Consider the following 16,425-nt stretch of genomic DNA (forward strand, 5'->3'; position numbering starts at 1 on the left):
CGAATTGACGGCGGTGCTGACAGAGTTGCGCGAAGGCGGGGTCGTGGCAAACCTCAACGCGACCTTCGACTCTGCGCGCGATGCGGCCGATACCCTGCGCGACGTCGCCCAACAGCTTCCCGCCCTGCTCGACCGCGCCAGGTCGACGATCGCCCAGGCCGGCACCACCATACAGGGATACGACGCCGAACGCGGGATCGGCCGCGATCTCGCCACTGCCCTGCGCGAGGTGGAACGCGCCGCGGCCGCCGTGAACTCGCTCGCCCGTGCTCTGGAACGAAACCCCAACTCGCTGCTATTTGGAAGATGACATGATCTTGCGCCCTGCCCTTCTCCTCGTCCTCGTCGCCACGCTGTCTGCCTGTGGTGGCACCGTCGAACGCTATGCCACCGGCGCACCCGTGGTCGAAGAAGAACTGCCGCGCATCTCGTCGCGATATCGCACGGTCGAGGTGCGGCAGATGTCGCTGCCCACCTACGCCGCATCGGAGGAAATCGCGACGCGCGACGAAACCGGCGCCATCGTGTCCGACAAGACGACGCTCTGGGCCGATGAGCCGGCCCGCGCCATGACGCTGGAACTGTCGCGGTATCTGGGCACGATCACCGGCGCGCAGGTCGCGGCCGAACCCTGGCCGTTCCTCGACCGCGCATCGGTCATCATCGACGTGCGGGTCGAGGAGATGGTGGCGGATGCCGACGGGGCCTTTCGTATCTCGGGCCAGTACTACGTGGCGCCGGATAGCGGAAACGGCGGGCGGTCCGGGCTCTTTTCCCTTGCCGAACCGATCCGCGGCGAAGGCGCGTCAGCCATCGCCGCCGCCCGCACTGCCGTGACCAAGGACCTGGCCGAACAGATCACGCGCTCCGGGTTGCGCTGAATCAAAACGGTCTCTGCACCGCTTGGCAGATACCGTTTCTTTCGCTCGCGATAGCGAGACCTCAGCTTGCCGGAGTCGAGGACACGCCCACTTGTGCCGGCCGCAACAGCCGGTCGGACAACCAGAACCCCTCGGCCGAGACCTGGATGATGTCGCCGGCCTTGGTGCCGGGCACCGGGGCCTCGAACATCGCCTCGTGGACATTCGGATCGAACCGGTCGCCCACCTCGGGCGAGATCGGCTCCATTCCGTGCTTCTTGAACGTGTTCAGAAGCTCGCGCATCGTCAACTCCACCCCTTCGATCAGGGCGGAATTCTCGTCCGTCTTCTCTCCGGCGGCTTCCAGGGCGCGTTTCATGTTGTCGTAGATCGGCAGCAGATCGCGCGCCAGTTTCGAGCCGCCGTAAAGCTCGGCTTCGCGGCGCTGCTTGTCCGCCCGCTTGCGCGAGTTCTCCGCGTCCGCCAGGGCGCGCATCCACTTGTCCTTCAGCTCGTCCCGCTCGGCCCGCAACGCATCGACCTCGATGGTCTCGTCATCCACCTCGTCGAGTTCGTCCGCGTAGGCCTCGGCTTCGGCCTCTTCGATATCGTCGAGAAAATCGTCGTTCTCAGATCCTGCCATCTCTCACCTCTAACTCCGGTCCGCGATCATCCGGCCGACAAGCTGGGCGGTATAGTCCACGATGGGAACGATCCGCCCATAGTTCAGCCGGGTGGGTCCGATGACCCCGACCGCGCCGATGATCTTTCGATCCGCGTTCATATAAGGACTGACCACCAAAGAGGAACCCGAAAGTGAAAAAAGTTTGTTCTCGGAGCCGATGAAAATCCGTACGCCATCGCCCTCTTCGGCGAGGTCGAGAAATTCGACGATGTCGCGCTTGCGTTCGAGGTCGTCGAAGAGAATCCGGATGCGTTCCAGGTCCTCTTCCGCCCCGGCCTCTTCGAGAAGATTCGCCCGGCCGCGCACGATCAGTCTTTCGTGACGGGCCCCGCCGTCGTCCCATTCGGCCCAGCCCGAATCGATCAGCTCACGGGCGAGGGCATCGATCTCCTGCCGGCGCAGCTTGATCTCCTCGCCGATCACGCGGCTCAGATCGCTCAGCGTCCGGCCTTCGGCCAGCGCGTTCACGAAATTCGCCGCCTCGCGCATCGAACTCGGCGTCTGTCCGGGAGGAGGCGTGAAGATCCGGTTCTCGACATGCCCGTCGGCAAAGACCAGCACGACGAGCGCCCTGTCATGACCGAGGCTGACGAATTCGATGTGCTTGATCGGCGCTTCGTGCTTGGGCGCCAGCACCAGCGATGCGCCCTGGGTTGCGCCTGACAGCGCCGATCCGATCCGGTCGAGCATACCGCCCACATCGCCGCCGCCGTTACCCACGGTCGCGTCGATCTTTTCTCGGTCAGCCACGTCGAGATCGCTCACCTCGAGCAGCCCGTCCACGAACATCCGCAGCCCCTGCTGCGTCGGAACCCGCCCCGCGCTGATATGCGGCGAATCGAGCAGGCCCAGGTACTCCAGGTCTTGCATGACGTTCCGGATCGTCGCCGCGCTCACTTTCTCGTTCATCAGCCGCGTCAAGGTGCGCGAGCCCACGGGCTCACCGTTCGTCAGATACCCCTCGACCACGCGGCGAAAGACTTCGCGCGACCGGTCGTTCAGTTCTTCAATAATATTGCTCGTGTCGTTCATCGTGTCGTCGAACCCTGCCGCATCCAGAGTAGTCCGGGCTTGCCTTCCGCGCCACGGCGGGACTATCCCACGCAGAGAAAGGGGACTTCCATGCGACCATCAGGACGAGATTTAAGCGAAATGCGCGCGGTTTCAATCGAAACCGGGGTCACGAAACACGCCGAAGGCTCTTGCCTGATCAAGGTCGGTGACACCCACGTGATCTGCACCGCCACGATCGAGGACCGCGTCCCGCCCTTCATCAAGGGCTCGGGTCTCGGGTGGGTGACGGCCGAATATGGCATGCTTCCCCGGTCGACCACCTCGCGGATGCGTCGTGAAGCTTCAGCCGGCAAACAGGGCGGCCGCACCGTCGAGATCCAGCGCCTGATCGGCCGGTCCCTGCGGGCCGGGGTCGACCGGGTCGCGCTGGGTGAACGGCAGATCAGCATCGACTGCGACGTGATCCAGGCCGATGGCGGCACGCGATGCGCCTCGATCACCGGCGGCTGGGTCGCGCTGCGGCTTGCCGTGAACAAGCTCATGAAAGCGGGCGATGTCGTCACCGATCCGCTGGTCGACCCGGTCGCCGCCGTCTCCTGCGGCATCTACGCCGGCCAGCCGGTGCTCGACCTCGATTATCCCGAGGACAGCGAAGCCGGCGTCGACGGGAATTTCGTCATGACAGGCTCGGGCCGCCTGATCGAAGTGCAGATGAGCGCCGAGGGCGCGACCTATTCCCGCGACCAGATGAACCAGCTTGTCGACCTGGCGGAAAAAGGCGTGTCCGAGCTGGCCGAAAAGCAAAAGGCTGCCTGTGCGTAGGTTCGACGGCAAGGAACTGGTGATCGCCAGTCACAACAAAGGCAAGCTCCGCGAGATCGCGGAGCTTCTGACGCCGTTCGGCATCAACGTGAGTTCCGCCGCGGATCATGGTCTGGACGAACCCGCAGAGACGGAAGAGACCTTTGTCGGCAACGCCCGGATCAAGGCGCATTATGCCGCGCAGGCCACGGGGCTTCCCGCCCTGTCCGACGATAGCGGGATCACGGTCGACGCGCTCGGGGGACAGCCCGGGGTTCATACCGCCGACTGGGCCGAGACACCGGACGGACGCGATTTTCCCATGGCGATGACACGGGTCTGGACCCTGCTCGAGGAACGCGACGCCCCCCTGCCCCGCACGGCCAGCTTTAACGCAACGCTCGTTCTGGCATGGCCCGACGGGCACGACGAGGTCTTCGAAGGCAAGGTCGACGGTCAGGTCGTCTGGCCGATGCGCGGCGAGGAAGGCTTCGGGTTCGACCCTGTGTTCCTGCCCGACGGAGAAACCGAGACCTTCGGCGAAATGGACCCGGCGCGGAAAAAGGACATGTCTCATCGCGCGGATGCGTTCCGCAAGCTCGTGAAGGGTTGCTTTGCCTGAAGACTGGGAAGCCGGCGGGTTCGGCATCTACATTCACTGGCCTTTCTGCGAGGCCAAGTGCCCCTATTGCGATTTCAACTCGCATGTCTCGCGCAGCATCGACCAGGACCGCTGGCTCTCGGCCTACCTCTCCGAACTCGACCGCCAAGCGGCCGAGGTGCCCGGCCGCGTGGTGAGCTCGGTCTTCTTCGGCGGCGGAACCCCCAGCCTGATGGACCCGCACGTGGTCGGTGCCGTTCTCGATCGCATCGCCCGGCTCTGGCCACAGGCCAACGACCCCGAAATCACCCTGGAGGCCAACCCCGGTTCCGTAGAATCCTCCCGATTCAGAGCCTACCACTCTGCCGGAGTGTCACGTGTGTCGATGGGGTTTCAGGCGATGAACGACGGCGACCTTCGCCGCCTCGGCCGCCTCCACACCGTCGCCGAGGCGCTGAGGGCCTTCGACATCGCGCGCAGTTGTTTCGAACGGGTGAGCTTTGACCTGATCTATGCCCGGCAGGACCAGACCCCCGAAGATTGGCAGAAAGAGCTGGAACAGGCTCTTGAACTGGCCGTCGATCACCTCTCGCTCTACCAGTTGACGATCGAGGAAGGCACGGCCTTCGGGGACCGCTACCGCATCGGAAAGCTTAGGGGGCTGCCGGACGAAGATGCCGCGGCGACCATGTACGAGATCACCCAGGCGGTTACCGCTGCGGCCGGCTTCGAACCCTACGAGGTCAGCAATCATGCCCGTCCCGGAGCGGAATCCCGGCATAACAGTCTCTACTGGCGCTACGGCGACTATGTCGGGATCGGGCCCGGAGCGCACGGCCGTCTGACCCTCGGCGGCAAAAGAAACGCCACCGAAGCGATCCGGATGCCCGATGGCTGGTTGAAGGCGGCCGAACAAGGCAATGGCGACAAGCGGCGAACGCCTCTGTCACCCTCGGACCAGGCTACGGAATTCCTCCTGATGGGACTACGGTTGACCGAAGGCGTCGACATGATGCGCTACACGCGCCTCGCCGGGCGCCCCCTGTCGCAATCTTCGGTTCTGGACCTATCTGAAATGGGCATGATCGAAACCGACGGCCAAAGGCTCCGTGTCTCGCCTCAGGGTCGTCTCGTGCTGAACGCCGTGATTGCCCGTCTGTTGGAGTGACCGATGCGATACCTCTGGGCCACGCTTGGCTGTCTCAGTCTGCTTTGCGGGTTCATCGGTGTGGTTCTGCCCCTTATCCCGACCGTGCCTTTCCTGCTTCTCGCGGCCTTCTTCTTCGCGCGATCTTCTGAGCGAATGCACAGTTGGCTTTTGTCGCATCCCACCTTCGGCCCCGCGATCACCGACTGGCAGACCCACGGCGCCGTCTCGCTTCACGCAAAGAAAATGGCGACGCTCGCCTGCGCCGCCGTTCTCCTGATCTCGGTCGTCCTGGGTCTTTGCTGGCAGTTGATCGCCATTCAGGCCGCGACCCTCTCCTGCGTCATGGTCTTTCTCTGGACCCGCCCTACCGGGCCGCGCTGAGAACGCTGCACAACCTGTCCAGCTCGTCGAGGTTTCCGTACTTGATCGTAACCGAGCCGCCGTCTGATCCGTCCTGATGGTTGACCGCCACCTTCATGCCGAGAGCGGCCGAAAGATCCCCCTCCAGCGCCCGGGTGTCCGCGTCCTTCTCGGGCGCGCTCTTCTTGCCCGACGGCTTCGATTCGGTCTTGCCCTGCGTGGCGAGTTTTTCGGTTTCCCGCACCGACAGCCCGCCAGCCACAACGCGGGCAGCAAGGGCCGAAGGGCTCTCGGAGGTGATCAGCGCTCGCGCATGCCCGGCCGAAAGCTTGCCCGACGTGAGCAACTCCTGCACGTCTTCCGGAAGGTTCAGCAGGCGCAGGAGGTTGGCGATATAGCTGCGGCTCTTGCCCAGGGCCTCGGCCAGTTTCTCCTGCGTATGCCCGAACCTGTCCATCAGTTGACGATAGCCCGCCGCTTCCTCCACCGGGTTCAGGTCGGCCCGCTGGATGTTTTCAATGATGGCGACCTCGAGCACCTCGGTGTCGTCATACTCGCGCAGCAACACCGGTATCTCGTGCAGCTTGGCCATCTGCGCGGCCCGCCAGCGCCGTTCACCGGCCACGATCTCGTAATTCTCGCCCTTCTGCCGGACGATCAACGGCTGGATCACGCCCTTTTCACGGATGGAACTGGCCAGCTCATCAAGCTGGTCCTGGGTAAAGCTGCGCCGCGGCTGGTCCGGGTTCGGCGTGACCTGCTCGATCGGAACCATCATGTCCGGCCGGCGCGGCGCACTTTCCACCTCGGCCGTAGCGGTCGGTTGATCGGCGTTCACATCCGCCATCAGCGCGGACAGCCCGCGCCCCAAGCCCCTGTTCTTCTGAATTTTGCTCATGACCGCTCCTCTCAGGCCTCAGCCGGTTCGTTGTTGTTCAGAAATTCCTGCGCCAGCGCCCGATAAGCCATCGCCCCTTTCGATCCTCCATCGAATTCGAGTACGGGCATGGCGTAGGACGGGGCCTCGCTCACCCTGACATTGCGGGGAATGCGCGTCTTGTAGACGATCTCGCCCAGGTTTTCCCGGGCGTCGGCCTCGACCTGCTGAGAGAGGTTGTTTCTGGCATCGTACATCGTCAGAACGACGCCCTCCATGCGCAGCCCGGGGTTCGCCGATTGGCGCACGTCCCGGATTGTCAGCATCAATTGCGACAAACCTTCAAGGGCAAAAAACTCGCTCTGCAGCGGCACAAGCACGGAATGAGCCGCCACCATGGCATTCACCGTCAAAAGGTTGAGCGACGGAGGACAGTCAATCAGAATGTAATCGAAATTGTACTTCTCCATGGCCGGCTGTCGCAATGCGTCGTGAAGAAGATAACTCCGCTTCTCGTTCGCGATCAGTTCGATATCGGCCGAGCTTAGATCGACGGTCGACGGCACGATGCTGAGTCCGTCGACATCCGTCGCCAGGATGACATCCTCGAGCCGGGCATCGTCGAGAAGAAGTTCGTAGGTCGTATTCTCCCGCGCTTCGATTTCGATGCCGAGGCCGGTCGAGGCGTTCCCCTGCGGATCGAGGTCGATAATCAGGATGCTGCAACCATATTCGGCCAGCGCCGCCCCCATGTTGATTGTCGTCGTCGTCTTGCCAACTCCGCCCTTCTGATTGGCAACCGCGACGATCTTCGGTCCTGATACCGTCATCAGTTCAGACATGCTCGATTTCCTCGATTCTCAAGATCACTGCCTCTGCGTCGGTTTTACTTTGCAACGCCTCGTGTTGGAAGCGCCATCGGGTTCGCGCCACCGCCAATTCATCTCTCCAACTGCGCCCCTTCGGAAAGATTGCGACATGATCTTCGGACCCGTGCCGCTGGCTGAATTGCAGCAAATCCGTTAGCGGAGCCAGGGCCCTGGCGCTGATGACGCTCGCCTGCGACGGCGGCTCATCCTCAATCCGCCTGGCTTTGATGGATACGGAAACACCTGCCTCTCGCGCCACTGTACGCAGGAAAGCGCATTTCCTCTGGTCGGATTCGATCAGCTTGACCTGCAAAGCCGGCGCCCTCTCCAGCGCAAGGATAGCGATTACCAGACCTGGAAACCCGCCGCCGCTCCCCATATCCACCCAAAGGCCGCTCGCCTGCCGCGATGCTTCGAAGACCTGCACGGAATCAGCGACGTGCCGATTCCATGCGTCGTCCAGCGTGCTTTTGGAAACCAGATTGATGCGCGGGTTCCATTGTCTCAGCAACCGCACAAAGATCTCGAGCCGCTCAAGTGTTTCACGTGAAACATCCGGACGCGCACTCAAGCCGACTTCTTCCGTTCATCGCGCCGCAACCGCGCCAGCAGCAACGTCAACGCAGCAGGAGTCATACCTTCCACCTTGGCCGCCTGAGCCAGGTTCGCGGGACGAGCCGCCGACAGTTTTGAGCGGAGCTCGGACGAAAGCCCATCAAGATCGCCATATCCAAAATCCTCCGGGATCGCGTGCGCTTCGTCCCGGCGGATGGCTTCGACATCCTTCTCCTGCCGAAGGATATAGCTGGCGTAGAGGGCATCCTTGGCTAATTGGTCCTGAATGCCCTGGTCTACCGAACAAAGACGCGGATCCAGAGCCTCCAACTGGTCGAAGCTGACGTCTTGCAAAGACAATAGCTGATACGCTGAGCGCCGGTTGCCGTCCTGGCTCAACTTGATTCCAACGGAAAGCGCTTCTTTTGGAGAATACGACGTGGACTCCATGAGCGCCCTGCCCGCTTCCAAACGCTCCATCTTGTCGCTGAAACGCCTCGACCTCTCGTCGCCAATGCACCCAACTTCCAATCCCTTGGGTGTCAGGCGTTGATCAGCGTTGTCGGCGCGAAGCGAAAGCCGAAACTCGGCCCGTGAGGTGAACATCCGGTACGGCTCCGTCACACCCCGAGTCGTGAGGTCGTCGATCATGACGCCGATGTAACTATCGGACCGGCTGAATTGCACCGCATCAGACCCGAGGCTCGATGCCGCCGCGTTCAGACCGGCGACGAGACCTTGGGCCGCGGCTTCTTCGTATCCGGTGGTTCCGTTGATCTGACCTGCGAGGAAAAGACCCGGCACGGATTTCAGCTGCAGCCGAAGATCCAGGACACGCGGATCGACGTAATCATATTCAATTGCATATCCCGGCTGGACGATCTCGGTCTGCTCGAGGCCACGAATAGAGTGGACATAGTCCTCCTGAACGTCCTGGGGCAAAGAAGTGGAGATGCCGTTGGGATAAACGGTCGGATCGTCCGCCCCCTCCGGTTCAAGAAAAATCTGGTGAGAGGTCTTTTCCGCGAATCGGACGACCTTGTCCTCGATCGAGGGGCAATACCGAGGGCCCACCCCGTCGATGTGCCCGCCATACATCGCGGACCGGTTAAGGTTCGCCCGAATGATCTCGTGCGTCTCTTCGTTCGTGTGGGTGATCCCGCAGGAAACCTGCGGCGCCATGACCTTGGAGGACAGAAACGAGAACAGCACCGGGGTATCGTCGCCCGGTTGCTCCTCAAGAACGTCCCAATTGATGGTACGCCCATCGAGCCGTGGCGGCGTTCCGGTCTTCAGCCGGCCGAGGGGCAAGCCGAAATCGTCGATCCGCTCGGCCAGTCTGACCGAAGGACGATCGCCCATCCGCCCCCCCGGCCTGGAAACATCGCCGATATGGATGACGCCACGCAGGAAAGTGCCCGTTGTCAAAACGGTCGCGCCGGCTGTGAGTGTGTCGGCTCCATTCAGGGCAACGCCGGATACCTGTCCTCCGTTCATGACAAAGTCGGTAACCTCGTCCTCGAGGATCGTCAGATTGGGGGTACCCTCCAGCTCGGCCAGCATTGCCGTGCGATATATCTTGCGATCGGATTGTGCGCGGGGCCCCTGCACCGCAGGCCCCTTGCGGCGGTTCAGCAGCCGGAATTGAATACCAGCCCGATCGGCAATACGGCCCATGACGCCATCCATGGCGTCGATCTCGCGCACCAGGTGACCTTTGCCCAACCCTCCAATCGCAGGGTTGCACGACATCACGCCGATCCCGTCCTTGCGGAGGGTGACCAGTGCGGTCCGTGCGCCCATCCTCGCCGAGGCCGCCGCTGCTTCGCATCCCGCGTGCCCCCCGCCAATTACGATAACGTCGAAGTCAGAATGTTTCACGTGAAACACACCCCTACTTTCCGATGCAAAAGCTCGCGAAGATATCGTCGAGCAACATTTCAACATCAACACGCCCGACCAAGGATTCCAGGGCGCGAATGGCGCTGCGAATTTCTTCCGCGGCAACCTCCATGTCCCCACGCTCTGTCAGAACCTGGTTCGCAGCGTCAAGAAAATCCATAGCACGTTCAAGCGCGATTCGGTGCCGTTCTCGTGTGGCAACGCTCGAACGGCCGAGCATGTCAGACAGCTTGCCCGAGATTTCCGCCACCAAATCGGTAAGCCCATATCCCGTCTCCGCGGAAACCCGGCCGGCGGCTTCACCCACGACATCCGCCTTGGAAACGCGAACAATATCCTTCGGCCCCGGTGGGAAAGCCGGCGCCTCGCCAAGGAAAACCAGAAAAACCCTCAGATCCGCCACAGCCGCTCTTTCCCGCGCGCGTTCGACACCTATGGTTTCCACTACATCATCAGTGTCGCGAAGACCGGCCGTATCGAGAACCGTGACCGGCAGCCCCGCAAGATCCATGCGCACCTCGATCACATCCCGCGTGGTTCCCGCAACTTCGGATGTAATTGCTGCCTCACGCCCAGCCAGAGCGTTGAGCAGCGACGATTTACCCACGTTCGGAGCGCCGACGATCGCCACTTCGAAACCTTGGCGCACGCGCTCCGCGATCCCCACACCAGCGGCTTCACGTGAAAGGCCGTTTCGGACGTCGTGCAGCAGCGAGAGGACCTCCGGCGTGACGTCGGTCGGAACCTCCTCGTCGGCAAAATCGATCGTCGCCTCGATCAATGCCGCGGCCCGGATCAGGTCCCGCCGCCAGGCCTCGGCCTTTTCACCCAGTTCTCCGGCCAGCACCCGCTGCGCCTGTTTCCGCTGTGCCTCGGTTTCCGCATCGATCAGGTCCGCCAAGCCTTCGACTTGGGCCAGATCGAGACACCCGTTTTCCAAGGCCCGCCGCGTGAATTCGCCGGGTTCGGCGCTGCGCAGTTCCTCCATATCGGAGAGCACCTTCAGCACGGCCTCCACCACCGCGGTCGAGCCGTGCAACTGAAGCTCCGCAACCTTCTCACCGGTAAAGCTGGCCCCTTCTTCGAAGATCAGCACGAGTCCCTCGTCGAGAACTCCCTCCGGCCCGGCAATGGTACGCAAGGCAACCCTGCGCGGTGCCGGCAACGGTCCGGACAGCTCGGAGACCGCCTGCCAGGCTCTGGGGCCCGACAAACGCACGATGGCGACGCCCGCCTTTCCGGGCGCCGTGGCCTGAGCAAATATCGTGTCCATGGCCGCCCCTCCCGAGGCGTCGGATCAGCCGTTCATCGAGTCGAAGAACTCGCCGTTCGTCTTGGTCTGTTTCAGCTTGGAGATCAGGAATTCGATGGCATCCGTCGTGCCCATCGGGTTCAGGATACGCCGCAGGACAAAGGTCTTCTGCAGATCGACCTTGTCGACCAGAAGGTCCTCTTTCCGGGTGCCCGACTTGAGGATGTCCATCGCCGGGAAGACACGCTTGTCCGCAACCTTGCGGTCCAGGACAATCTCGGAGTTGCCGGTGCCCTTGAACTCTTCGAAGATCACTTCGTCCATCCGGCTGCCCGTGTCGATCAGAGCCGTCGCGATGATCGTCAGCGACCCGCCCTCTTCGATATTCCGCGCCGCGCCGAAGAACCGCTTGGGTCGCTGCAGTGCGTTCGCATCAACACCACCCGTCAGCACCTTGCCCGAGGACGGCACAACCGTGTTGAATGCCCTACCAAGTCTTGTGATCGAGTCGAGAAGGATAACGACATCTCGCTTGTGCTCGACCAGACGCTTGGCCTTCTCGATCACCATCTCCGAGACCGCCACGTGCCGCGTCGCCGGTTCGTCGAATGTCGAGGAAATCACCTCGCCCTTCACCGACCGCTGCATGTCGGTCACTTCCTCGGGTCGTTCGTCGATCAGCAGGACGATCAGGTAGCATTCCGGATGATTGGTCTCAATCGAATGGGCGATGTTCTGCAGCAGGACCGTCTTGCCGGTCCGCGGCGGTGCCACGATCAGCGACCGCTGCCCCTTGCCGATCGGGGCCACCAGGTCGATGATCCGGGCCGAGCGGTCCTTGATGGTCGGATCCTCGATCTCCATCTTCAGACGCTCGTCGGGATAGAGCGGCGTCAGGTTGTCGAAGGACACCTTGTGCCGCGCCTTCTCGGGCTCTTCGAAGTTGATCTTGGTGACCGAGGTCAGGGCAAAGTACCGCTCGTTGTCGTCGGGCTGCTTCATCAGCCCCTCGACCGTATCCCCCGTCCGCAGCGAATACTGGCGGATCATGTCGGGCGAGACATAGATGTCGTCCGGGCCCGGCAGATAGTTCGCCTCGGGCGACCGGAGAAAGCCGAACCCGTCCTGAAGCACCTCGAGCACGCCGTCGCCGCCGATCTCCCAGTCCTCGTCCGCCCGCTCGCGCAGGATCTGGAACATCATTTCGCCCTTGCGCATGGTCGAGGCATTCTCGATCTCGAGCTCCTCGGCCATGGACAGCAGGTCCTTGGGGCTCTTCGCCTTGAGGTCGGAAAGGTTCAGTCGGTTCGTTGTCATGGAATGCTCCGGCAACCGGCCCGTCGGGCACGCGGTTTGGACAGAATGGGGAATCGCCCCGCCCGGACGGGCGGCTTGATGCGCGGATCTAGGGATCTGCGACGATCAAGTCAACGGGTCAGAACTTGATGACGACGGAAAGCACGATGACGATCAGCAACAGCGTCGGCACCTCGTTCATCATGCGGTACTGGCGCCCCGTGACGGTGTCGGTGCCTTTCACCAGCGCCTTGCGTCGCAGGCCCAGCCACATGTGAAACCACGTCATGGCGATGACGGCCGCGCCCTTGGTCCATGGCCAGACCATCGTCCAATCCACGATCCCAGGTGTGAAGACGAGGGTGAGGCCAAAGAGCCATGTCGCTATCATTGCCGGGGCCATGATGACCCGCAGCAACTTTTTCTCCATCATGCGGAACGTTTCTTCCATCTGCGCGTTAACCGACTGTTCGACGTGATGTACGTAGAGCCTCGGCAGGTAGAAGAGCCCTGCCATCCAGGCGATCACGGCAATGATGTGAATCGCCTTGGTCCAGGGATAGAGCGTGGCGAGCAAGTCCGTCATGCGTTCTCCCTATTCTTAAAAAGAATATAAGAAAAGATTGATGAATATTGTAGGAGCGGCGAAATCTGTGGATTACGCGGTTCGCCACAAACTTGCCAACATTCCGCCACATCCTGTGGATGACCATGTGCGGGAAATCCGGATCGAAGTGCCGAACTTCTGATTAATTTATTATAATCAATGGGTTGAGGTCAGTCTGAACCGCTTCTGTGTTCGGGATAGTTTCCTGAGCATCTCCGGGATCACCGTCTTCTTCCACGTCACAGAAGTTGTTCCAGCCCCCAGCGGAGCAACTCGGGGCATGGCACGGGATAGCGGGGATGGAACCGCGCATCTTGCCTCCGGCCTGTGAATTCTTCAGTAATCCTCCAGAGCTCACCCAACCACTTGCCCCGGTTCTTATCCACATGTCGGACGTCATCCTTGCCTCGAAATCGTCGATACGGGCGCAGCTGCTGCGGAATGCCGGCGTTCCGGTGCGCGTGACCTCGGCGGCGGTCGACGAGGACATGATCAAGCGCAGCCTGCAGGCCGAAGGTCACCGGCCCCGCGATGTGGCGGATGCCCTGGCTGAAGCCAAGGCGCATCGGGTGGGCCAGAAGGACCCCGGGTCTTTCACCATCGGGTGCGACCAGGTTCTCGATCTCGACGGCGCGCTTCTGTCAAAGGCGGAAACGCCCGAAGAGGCGGCCGAACATCTGGAAAGGCTCTCGGACCGGACCCATAGGCTTTACTCCGCCGCGGTTATCTTTCACGAGGCGCGCCCGATCTGGCGCCACATCGGCGAGGCCCGACTGACCATGCGCCGCCTCTCGGCCGGATATATCGCTTCGTATCTCGACCGGAACTGGCCCGAGGTCGGCAGCAGTGTCGGGGTCTACCAGATCGAGGCGGAAGGAAGCCGGTTGTTTTCGCGCATCGACGGAGACTATTTTTCGATACTCGGCCTGCCGCTCCTGCCGCTGCTGACTTTCTTGACCGACCGGGGAGTGATCGAGACATGAGCGACAGTGCATCCCTGCCCCGAATTCCGCTGGCCGGTGTCATCGGTCACCCCGTCGCACACTCCAAATCGCCGGAACTTTTCCGGCACTGGCTCGAAACCTATGGCATCGCCGGCCAGTACGTGCCGTTGCACGTCCATCCCGACACTCTCGCCGAGGCGCTGGCCACCCTGCCGAAACTGGGGTTCGTCGGCGCGAACGTGACCATCCCCCACAAACTGCGGGCCATGGAACTGGCAGACATCGTGACGGACCGCGCCACCCTGATCGGGGCGGCCAACACGCTTATCTTTCGTGATGACGGCAAGATTCACGCCGACAATACAGACGGGTACGGCTTCATCGAGAACCTCAGACGCAATGCCCCCGATTGGGATCCCGCGGCGGCAAGCGCGGTCGTCCTGGGGGCCGGAGGCGCGGCGCGTGCCGTGATCGCGGCGCTTCTCGAAGCGGGGACGCCCCATATCCTTTTGTCGAACCGGACCCGGACGAAGGCCGAGGCCCTGGCCCGGGACTTCGGCAAGAAGATCGAGGTGGTGGAGTGGGTTCAGGCCCCCGCTGTCCTGGGTGACGGCGCGCTGGTGGTGAATACCACCTCTCTCGGCATGGCGGGCAAGCCTCCGCTGCGCATCAATCTCGAGAACCTGCACGCCGATCAGCTTGTCACCGATCTCGTCTACAATCCGCTGCGCACCGATCTTCTGGCGGCCGCAGCATCCAAGGGATGCCGGACCGTCGATGGGCTGGGCATGTTGCTCTACCAGGCTGTTCCGGGCTTCGAACGCTGGTTCGGCCGCCGGCCCGACGTGACGGATGCCACACGGGACGCGGTCCTTTCATGACATATCTCATCGGATTGACCGGCTCGATCGGCATGGGCAAGTCCACCACGGCGAAGATGTTCGCCGAAGAGGGATGCGCCGTCTGGGATGCGGACGCGGCCGTCCACCGGCTCTATGCCGCGGGCGGCGCCGCCGTCGAACCGATGCGTGCCGCCTTCCCCGATGCCATCATCGACGGGGTGGTCTCGCGGGACGCGCTCAAGCTTGCCATCTCCGCCGATCCCCGTGCCCTCGCCCGGATCGAGGCGATCGTCCATCCGCTGGTCGCCGAGGATCGCCGCGACTTTATTGCCGCGACGGATGCCGACATCGTCGTTCTCGACATTCCCCTGCTGTTCGAAGGCAGCGGTCACAAGGCCGTGGATACGACGGTATGCGTCTCTGTTCCGCCGGATATCCAGCGCGAAAGGGTCCTTGCACGCGGCAGCATGAGCGAGGACCAGTTCGAGATGATCCGCGCCAAACAGATGCCGGACGCCGAGAAGCGGGCTATGGCGGATCATGTCGTCATCGCCGATACTCTCGACCACGCCCGCGAACAGGTGCGGGCGATCGTTTCGGACATCAGGAAGAACCTGCCCCATGCGTGAGATCGTTCTCGACACGGAAACGACGGGATTCGACCCCGAACAGGGCGACCGGATCGTCGAGATCGGGGCCGTCGAACTGTGGAATCACGTGCCCACCGGCGAGACGTACCACGTCTACATCAACCCTGAACGGTCCATGCCGCAGGAGGCGTTTGAGGTTCACGGCCTCGGCGACGACTTCCTGCGCGACAAGCCCGTGTTCCGTGACGTGGCGCGGGGCTTCGTCGAATTCGTCAAGGATGCCAAGTTGGTGATCCATAACGCCAGCTTCGACATGAAGTTCATCAACGCCGAACTCGGCTGGCTGAACATCCCGGCCATCCCCTGGGATCAGGCCATCGACACGCTGGCGATCGCGCGGCAGCGCTTTCCCGGCTCGCCGGCTTCTCTCGATGCGCTGTGTCGCCGGTTCGGCATCGACAATTCCGCCCGCACGCTGCACGGCGCACTTCTCGACTCCGAGATCCTCGCCGAGGTTTATCTGGAACTGATCGGGGGGAGGCAGCCGGATTTCGCGCTCTCGGCCTCAACCGGCACGCAGACCGGGACGGATACGGCGGACTGGCGGCCCAAGCCCCGCCCGACGCCCCTGCCGCCGCGGATCACGGCAGAGGAAGCCGCCGCCCATGCCGAATTCGTCGAAAGGCTGGGCGACGGCGCTCTCTGGAAAAGCTATCAGGCCTGAGCCGGCTGGGCCGTCTGCCGGCGCTGCAATTCCGTCCGGTACAGGTTGACGAAATCGATGTTGTCCAGGTTCAGCGGCGGGAAGCCACCGTCGCGGGTCACGTCCGACACGATCCGGCGCACGAAGGGGAAGATCATCCGCGGGCATTCGATCAATAGGAACGGATGCATCTGGTCTTCCGGCACGCCCTCGATATGGAACAGTCCGGCGTATTCGACCTCGAGGATGAAGAGCGCGTCCTCGGTCCCCTGGGCGACCGAGCGCACCGTCAGTTTCATGACGACTTCGTACTGGTTCTCGGCGTCGCGCTTCTTGGCATCCAGCGCCACCTGGACCTTGACGTCCGGCTGCACCTGACCCGTCGAGGGCTTTTGCGCGAGGATGTTCTCGAACGACATGTCGCGGATATACTGCGACAGGATGTTCATCTTGATCTGCGGTGCTGCCTCGGCTGCACCGTTTTCCGATTCGGCCATCAAATTTCTCCCAAAGGGTC

20 protein-coding genes and 1 pseudogene are annotated in these 16,425 nt (G+C 62.4%); 11 read left to right on the top strand and 10 right to left on the bottom strand.

The window, feature by feature from the left end; all coding sequences use genetic code 11:
• A pseudogene (locus OB2597_RS22210) lies at positions 1–310 on the top strand (paraquat-inducible protein B); the annotation flags it as partial.
• A gap of 1 nt (position 311) precedes the next feature.
• Positions 312–881 (top strand): PqiC family protein, encoded by a 570-nt coding sequence (locus tag OB2597_RS16350; protein ID WP_009806719.1) that lies wholly within the window; start codon positions 312–314, stop codon positions 879–881.
• 61 nt (positions 882–942) lie between these two features.
• On the opposite strand, the gene OB2597_RS16355 is transcribed toward OB2597_RS16350, so the two are convergent.
• Both OB2597_RS16355 and hrcA read right to left on the bottom strand, forming a co-directional pair.
• On the bottom strand, positions 943–1,503 hold the full coding sequence (locus OB2597_RS16355) for a nucleotide exchange factor GrpE (RefSeq protein WP_009806720.1): 561 nt from the start codon (positions 1,501–1,503) through the stop codon (positions 943–945).
• 9 nt (positions 1,504–1,512) lie between these two features.
• Positions 1,513–2,577, bottom strand: coding sequence for a heat-inducible transcriptional repressor HrcA (gene hrcA, locus OB2597_RS16360; RefSeq protein ID WP_009806721.1), 1,065 nt, complete (start codon positions 2,575–2,577; stop codon positions 1,513–1,515).
• A 90-nt stretch (positions 2,578–2,667) separates the two neighbouring features.
• On the opposite strand from hrcA, the gene rph reads away from it, so the two are divergent.
• Genes rph through OB2597_RS16380 form a run of 4 tightly spaced genes read left to right on the top strand, consistent with a single transcriptional unit; the run spans position 2,668 to position 5,492 of the window.
• Positions 2,668–3,381: a ribonuclease PH gene (gene rph, locus OB2597_RS16365; RefSeq protein ID WP_009806722.1), complete on the top strand. Its 714-nt coding sequence runs from the start codon at positions 2,668–2,670 to the stop codon at positions 3,379–3,381.
• On the top strand, positions 3,374–3,982 hold the full coding sequence (gene rdgB / locus OB2597_RS16370) for an RdgB/HAM1 family non-canonical purine NTP pyrophosphatase (protein WP_009806723.1): 609 nt from the start codon (positions 3,374–3,376) through the stop codon (positions 3,980–3,982). The genes rph and rdgB overlap by 8 nt, the downstream gene beginning before the upstream one ends.
• Positions 3,975–5,129, top strand: coding sequence for a radical SAM family heme chaperone HemW (gene hemW / locus OB2597_RS16375; RefSeq protein ID WP_009806724.1), 1,155 nt, complete (start codon positions 3,975–3,977; stop codon positions 5,127–5,129). The genes rdgB and hemW overlap by 8 nt, the downstream gene beginning before the upstream one ends.
• Positions 5,130–5,132: 3 nt before the next feature.
• Positions 5,133–5,492: a YbaN family protein gene (locus OB2597_RS16380; RefSeq protein WP_009806725.1), complete on the top strand. Its 360-nt coding sequence runs from the start codon at positions 5,133–5,135 to the stop codon at positions 5,490–5,492.
• On the opposite strand, the gene OB2597_RS16385 is transcribed toward OB2597_RS16380, so the two are convergent.
• The 7 genes from OB2597_RS16385 to OB2597_RS16415 form a co-directional block, all read right to left on the bottom strand.
• Positions 5,476–6,369, bottom strand: a complete 894-nt coding sequence (locus OB2597_RS16385) for a ParB/RepB/Spo0J family partition protein (RefSeq protein WP_009806726.1) — start codon at positions 6,367–6,369, stop codon at positions 5,476–5,478. The genes OB2597_RS16380 and OB2597_RS16385 overlap by 17 nt on opposite strands.
• A gap of 11 nt (positions 6,370–6,380) precedes the next feature.
• Complete coding sequence (locus OB2597_RS16390; protein WP_009806727.1) at positions 6,381–7,190, bottom strand: ParA family protein; 810 nt, start codon at positions 7,188–7,190, stop codon at positions 6,381–6,383.
• Positions 7,183–7,788: a 16S rRNA (guanine(527)-N(7))-methyltransferase RsmG gene (rsmG, locus tag OB2597_RS16395; protein ID WP_009806728.1), complete on the bottom strand. Its 606-nt coding sequence runs from the start codon at positions 7,786–7,788 to the stop codon at positions 7,183–7,185. Before rsmG ends, OB2597_RS16390 begins: the two co-directional genes overlap by 8 nt.
• Positions 7,785–9,653: a tRNA uridine-5-carboxymethylaminomethyl(34) synthesis enzyme MnmG gene (gene mnmG / locus OB2597_RS16400; RefSeq protein WP_040609868.1), complete on the bottom strand. Its 1,869-nt coding sequence runs from the start codon at positions 9,651–9,653 to the stop codon at positions 7,785–7,787. The genes rsmG and mnmG overlap by 4 nt, the downstream gene beginning before the upstream one ends.
• Before the next feature lie 13 nt (positions 9,654–9,666).
• On the bottom strand, positions 9,667–10,947 hold the full coding sequence (gene mnmE, locus OB2597_RS16405; protein WP_009806730.1) for a tRNA uridine-5-carboxymethylaminomethyl(34) synthesis GTPase MnmE: 1,281 nt from the start codon (positions 10,945–10,947) through the stop codon (positions 9,667–9,669).
• A gap of 24 nt (positions 10,948–10,971) precedes the next feature.
• Positions 10,972–12,243: a transcription termination factor Rho gene (gene rho, locus OB2597_RS16410; protein ID WP_009806732.1), complete on the bottom strand. Its 1,272-nt coding sequence runs from the start codon at positions 12,241–12,243 to the stop codon at positions 10,972–10,974.
• 118 nt (positions 12,244–12,361) lie between these two features.
• The gene (locus OB2597_RS16415) at positions 12,362–12,808 is read right to left on the bottom strand and encodes a CopD family protein (RefSeq protein WP_009806733.1); all 447 of its coding nucleotides are present in this window, start codon (positions 12,806–12,808) and stop codon (positions 12,362–12,364) included.
• Positions 12,809–12,848: 40 nt separating this feature from the next.
• Between OB2597_RS16415 and OB2597_RS22665 the strand changes: the two genes are divergently transcribed.
• The 5 genes from OB2597_RS22665 to dnaQ all read left to right on the top strand — a co-directional run bounded on the left by OB2597_RS22665 (position 12,849) and on the right by dnaQ (position 15,929).
• The gene (locus OB2597_RS22665; RefSeq protein ID WP_274377792.1) at positions 12,849–12,971 is read left to right on the top strand and encodes a hypothetical protein; all 123 of its coding nucleotides are present in this window, start codon (positions 12,849–12,851) and stop codon (positions 12,969–12,971) included.
• A gap of 244 nt (positions 12,972–13,215) precedes the next feature.
• Positions 13,216–13,812, top strand: a complete 597-nt coding sequence (locus OB2597_RS16420; protein ID WP_009806734.1) for a Maf family protein — start codon at positions 13,216–13,218, stop codon at positions 13,810–13,812.
• On the top strand, positions 13,809–14,654 hold the full coding sequence (locus tag OB2597_RS16425; protein ID WP_009806735.1) for a shikimate dehydrogenase: 846 nt from the start codon (positions 13,809–13,811) through the stop codon (positions 14,652–14,654). Before OB2597_RS16420 ends, OB2597_RS16425 begins: the two co-directional genes overlap by 4 nt.
• A complete protein-coding gene (coaE, locus tag OB2597_RS16430; protein WP_009806736.1) occupies positions 14,651–15,244 on the top strand; it encodes a dephospho-CoA kinase in 594 nt (197 codons plus the stop codon). The genes OB2597_RS16425 and coaE overlap by 4 nt, the downstream gene beginning before the upstream one ends.
• Positions 15,237–15,929, top strand: a complete 693-nt coding sequence (gene dnaQ / locus OB2597_RS16435) for a DNA polymerase III subunit epsilon (protein ID WP_009806737.1) — start codon at positions 15,237–15,239, stop codon at positions 15,927–15,929. The genes coaE and dnaQ overlap by 8 nt, the downstream gene beginning before the upstream one ends.
• Here the strand turns inward: dnaQ and secB are convergent.
• Positions 15,920–16,405 carry a protein-export chaperone SecB gene (gene secB, locus OB2597_RS16440; RefSeq protein ID WP_009806738.1) on the bottom strand — a complete coding sequence of 162 codons (486 nt, stop codon included), beginning with the start codon at positions 16,403–16,405 and terminating at the stop codon, positions 15,920–15,922. The two genes, dnaQ and secB, sit on opposite strands and share 10 nt — an antisense overlap.
• Positions 16,406–16,425: the final 20 nt, after the last annotated feature.

This window comes from Pseudooceanicola batsensis HTCC2597, from assembly GCF_000152725.1.
Taxonomy (GTDB): domain Bacteria; phylum Pseudomonadota; class Alphaproteobacteria; order Rhodobacterales; family Rhodobacteraceae; genus Pseudooceanicola; species Pseudooceanicola batsensis.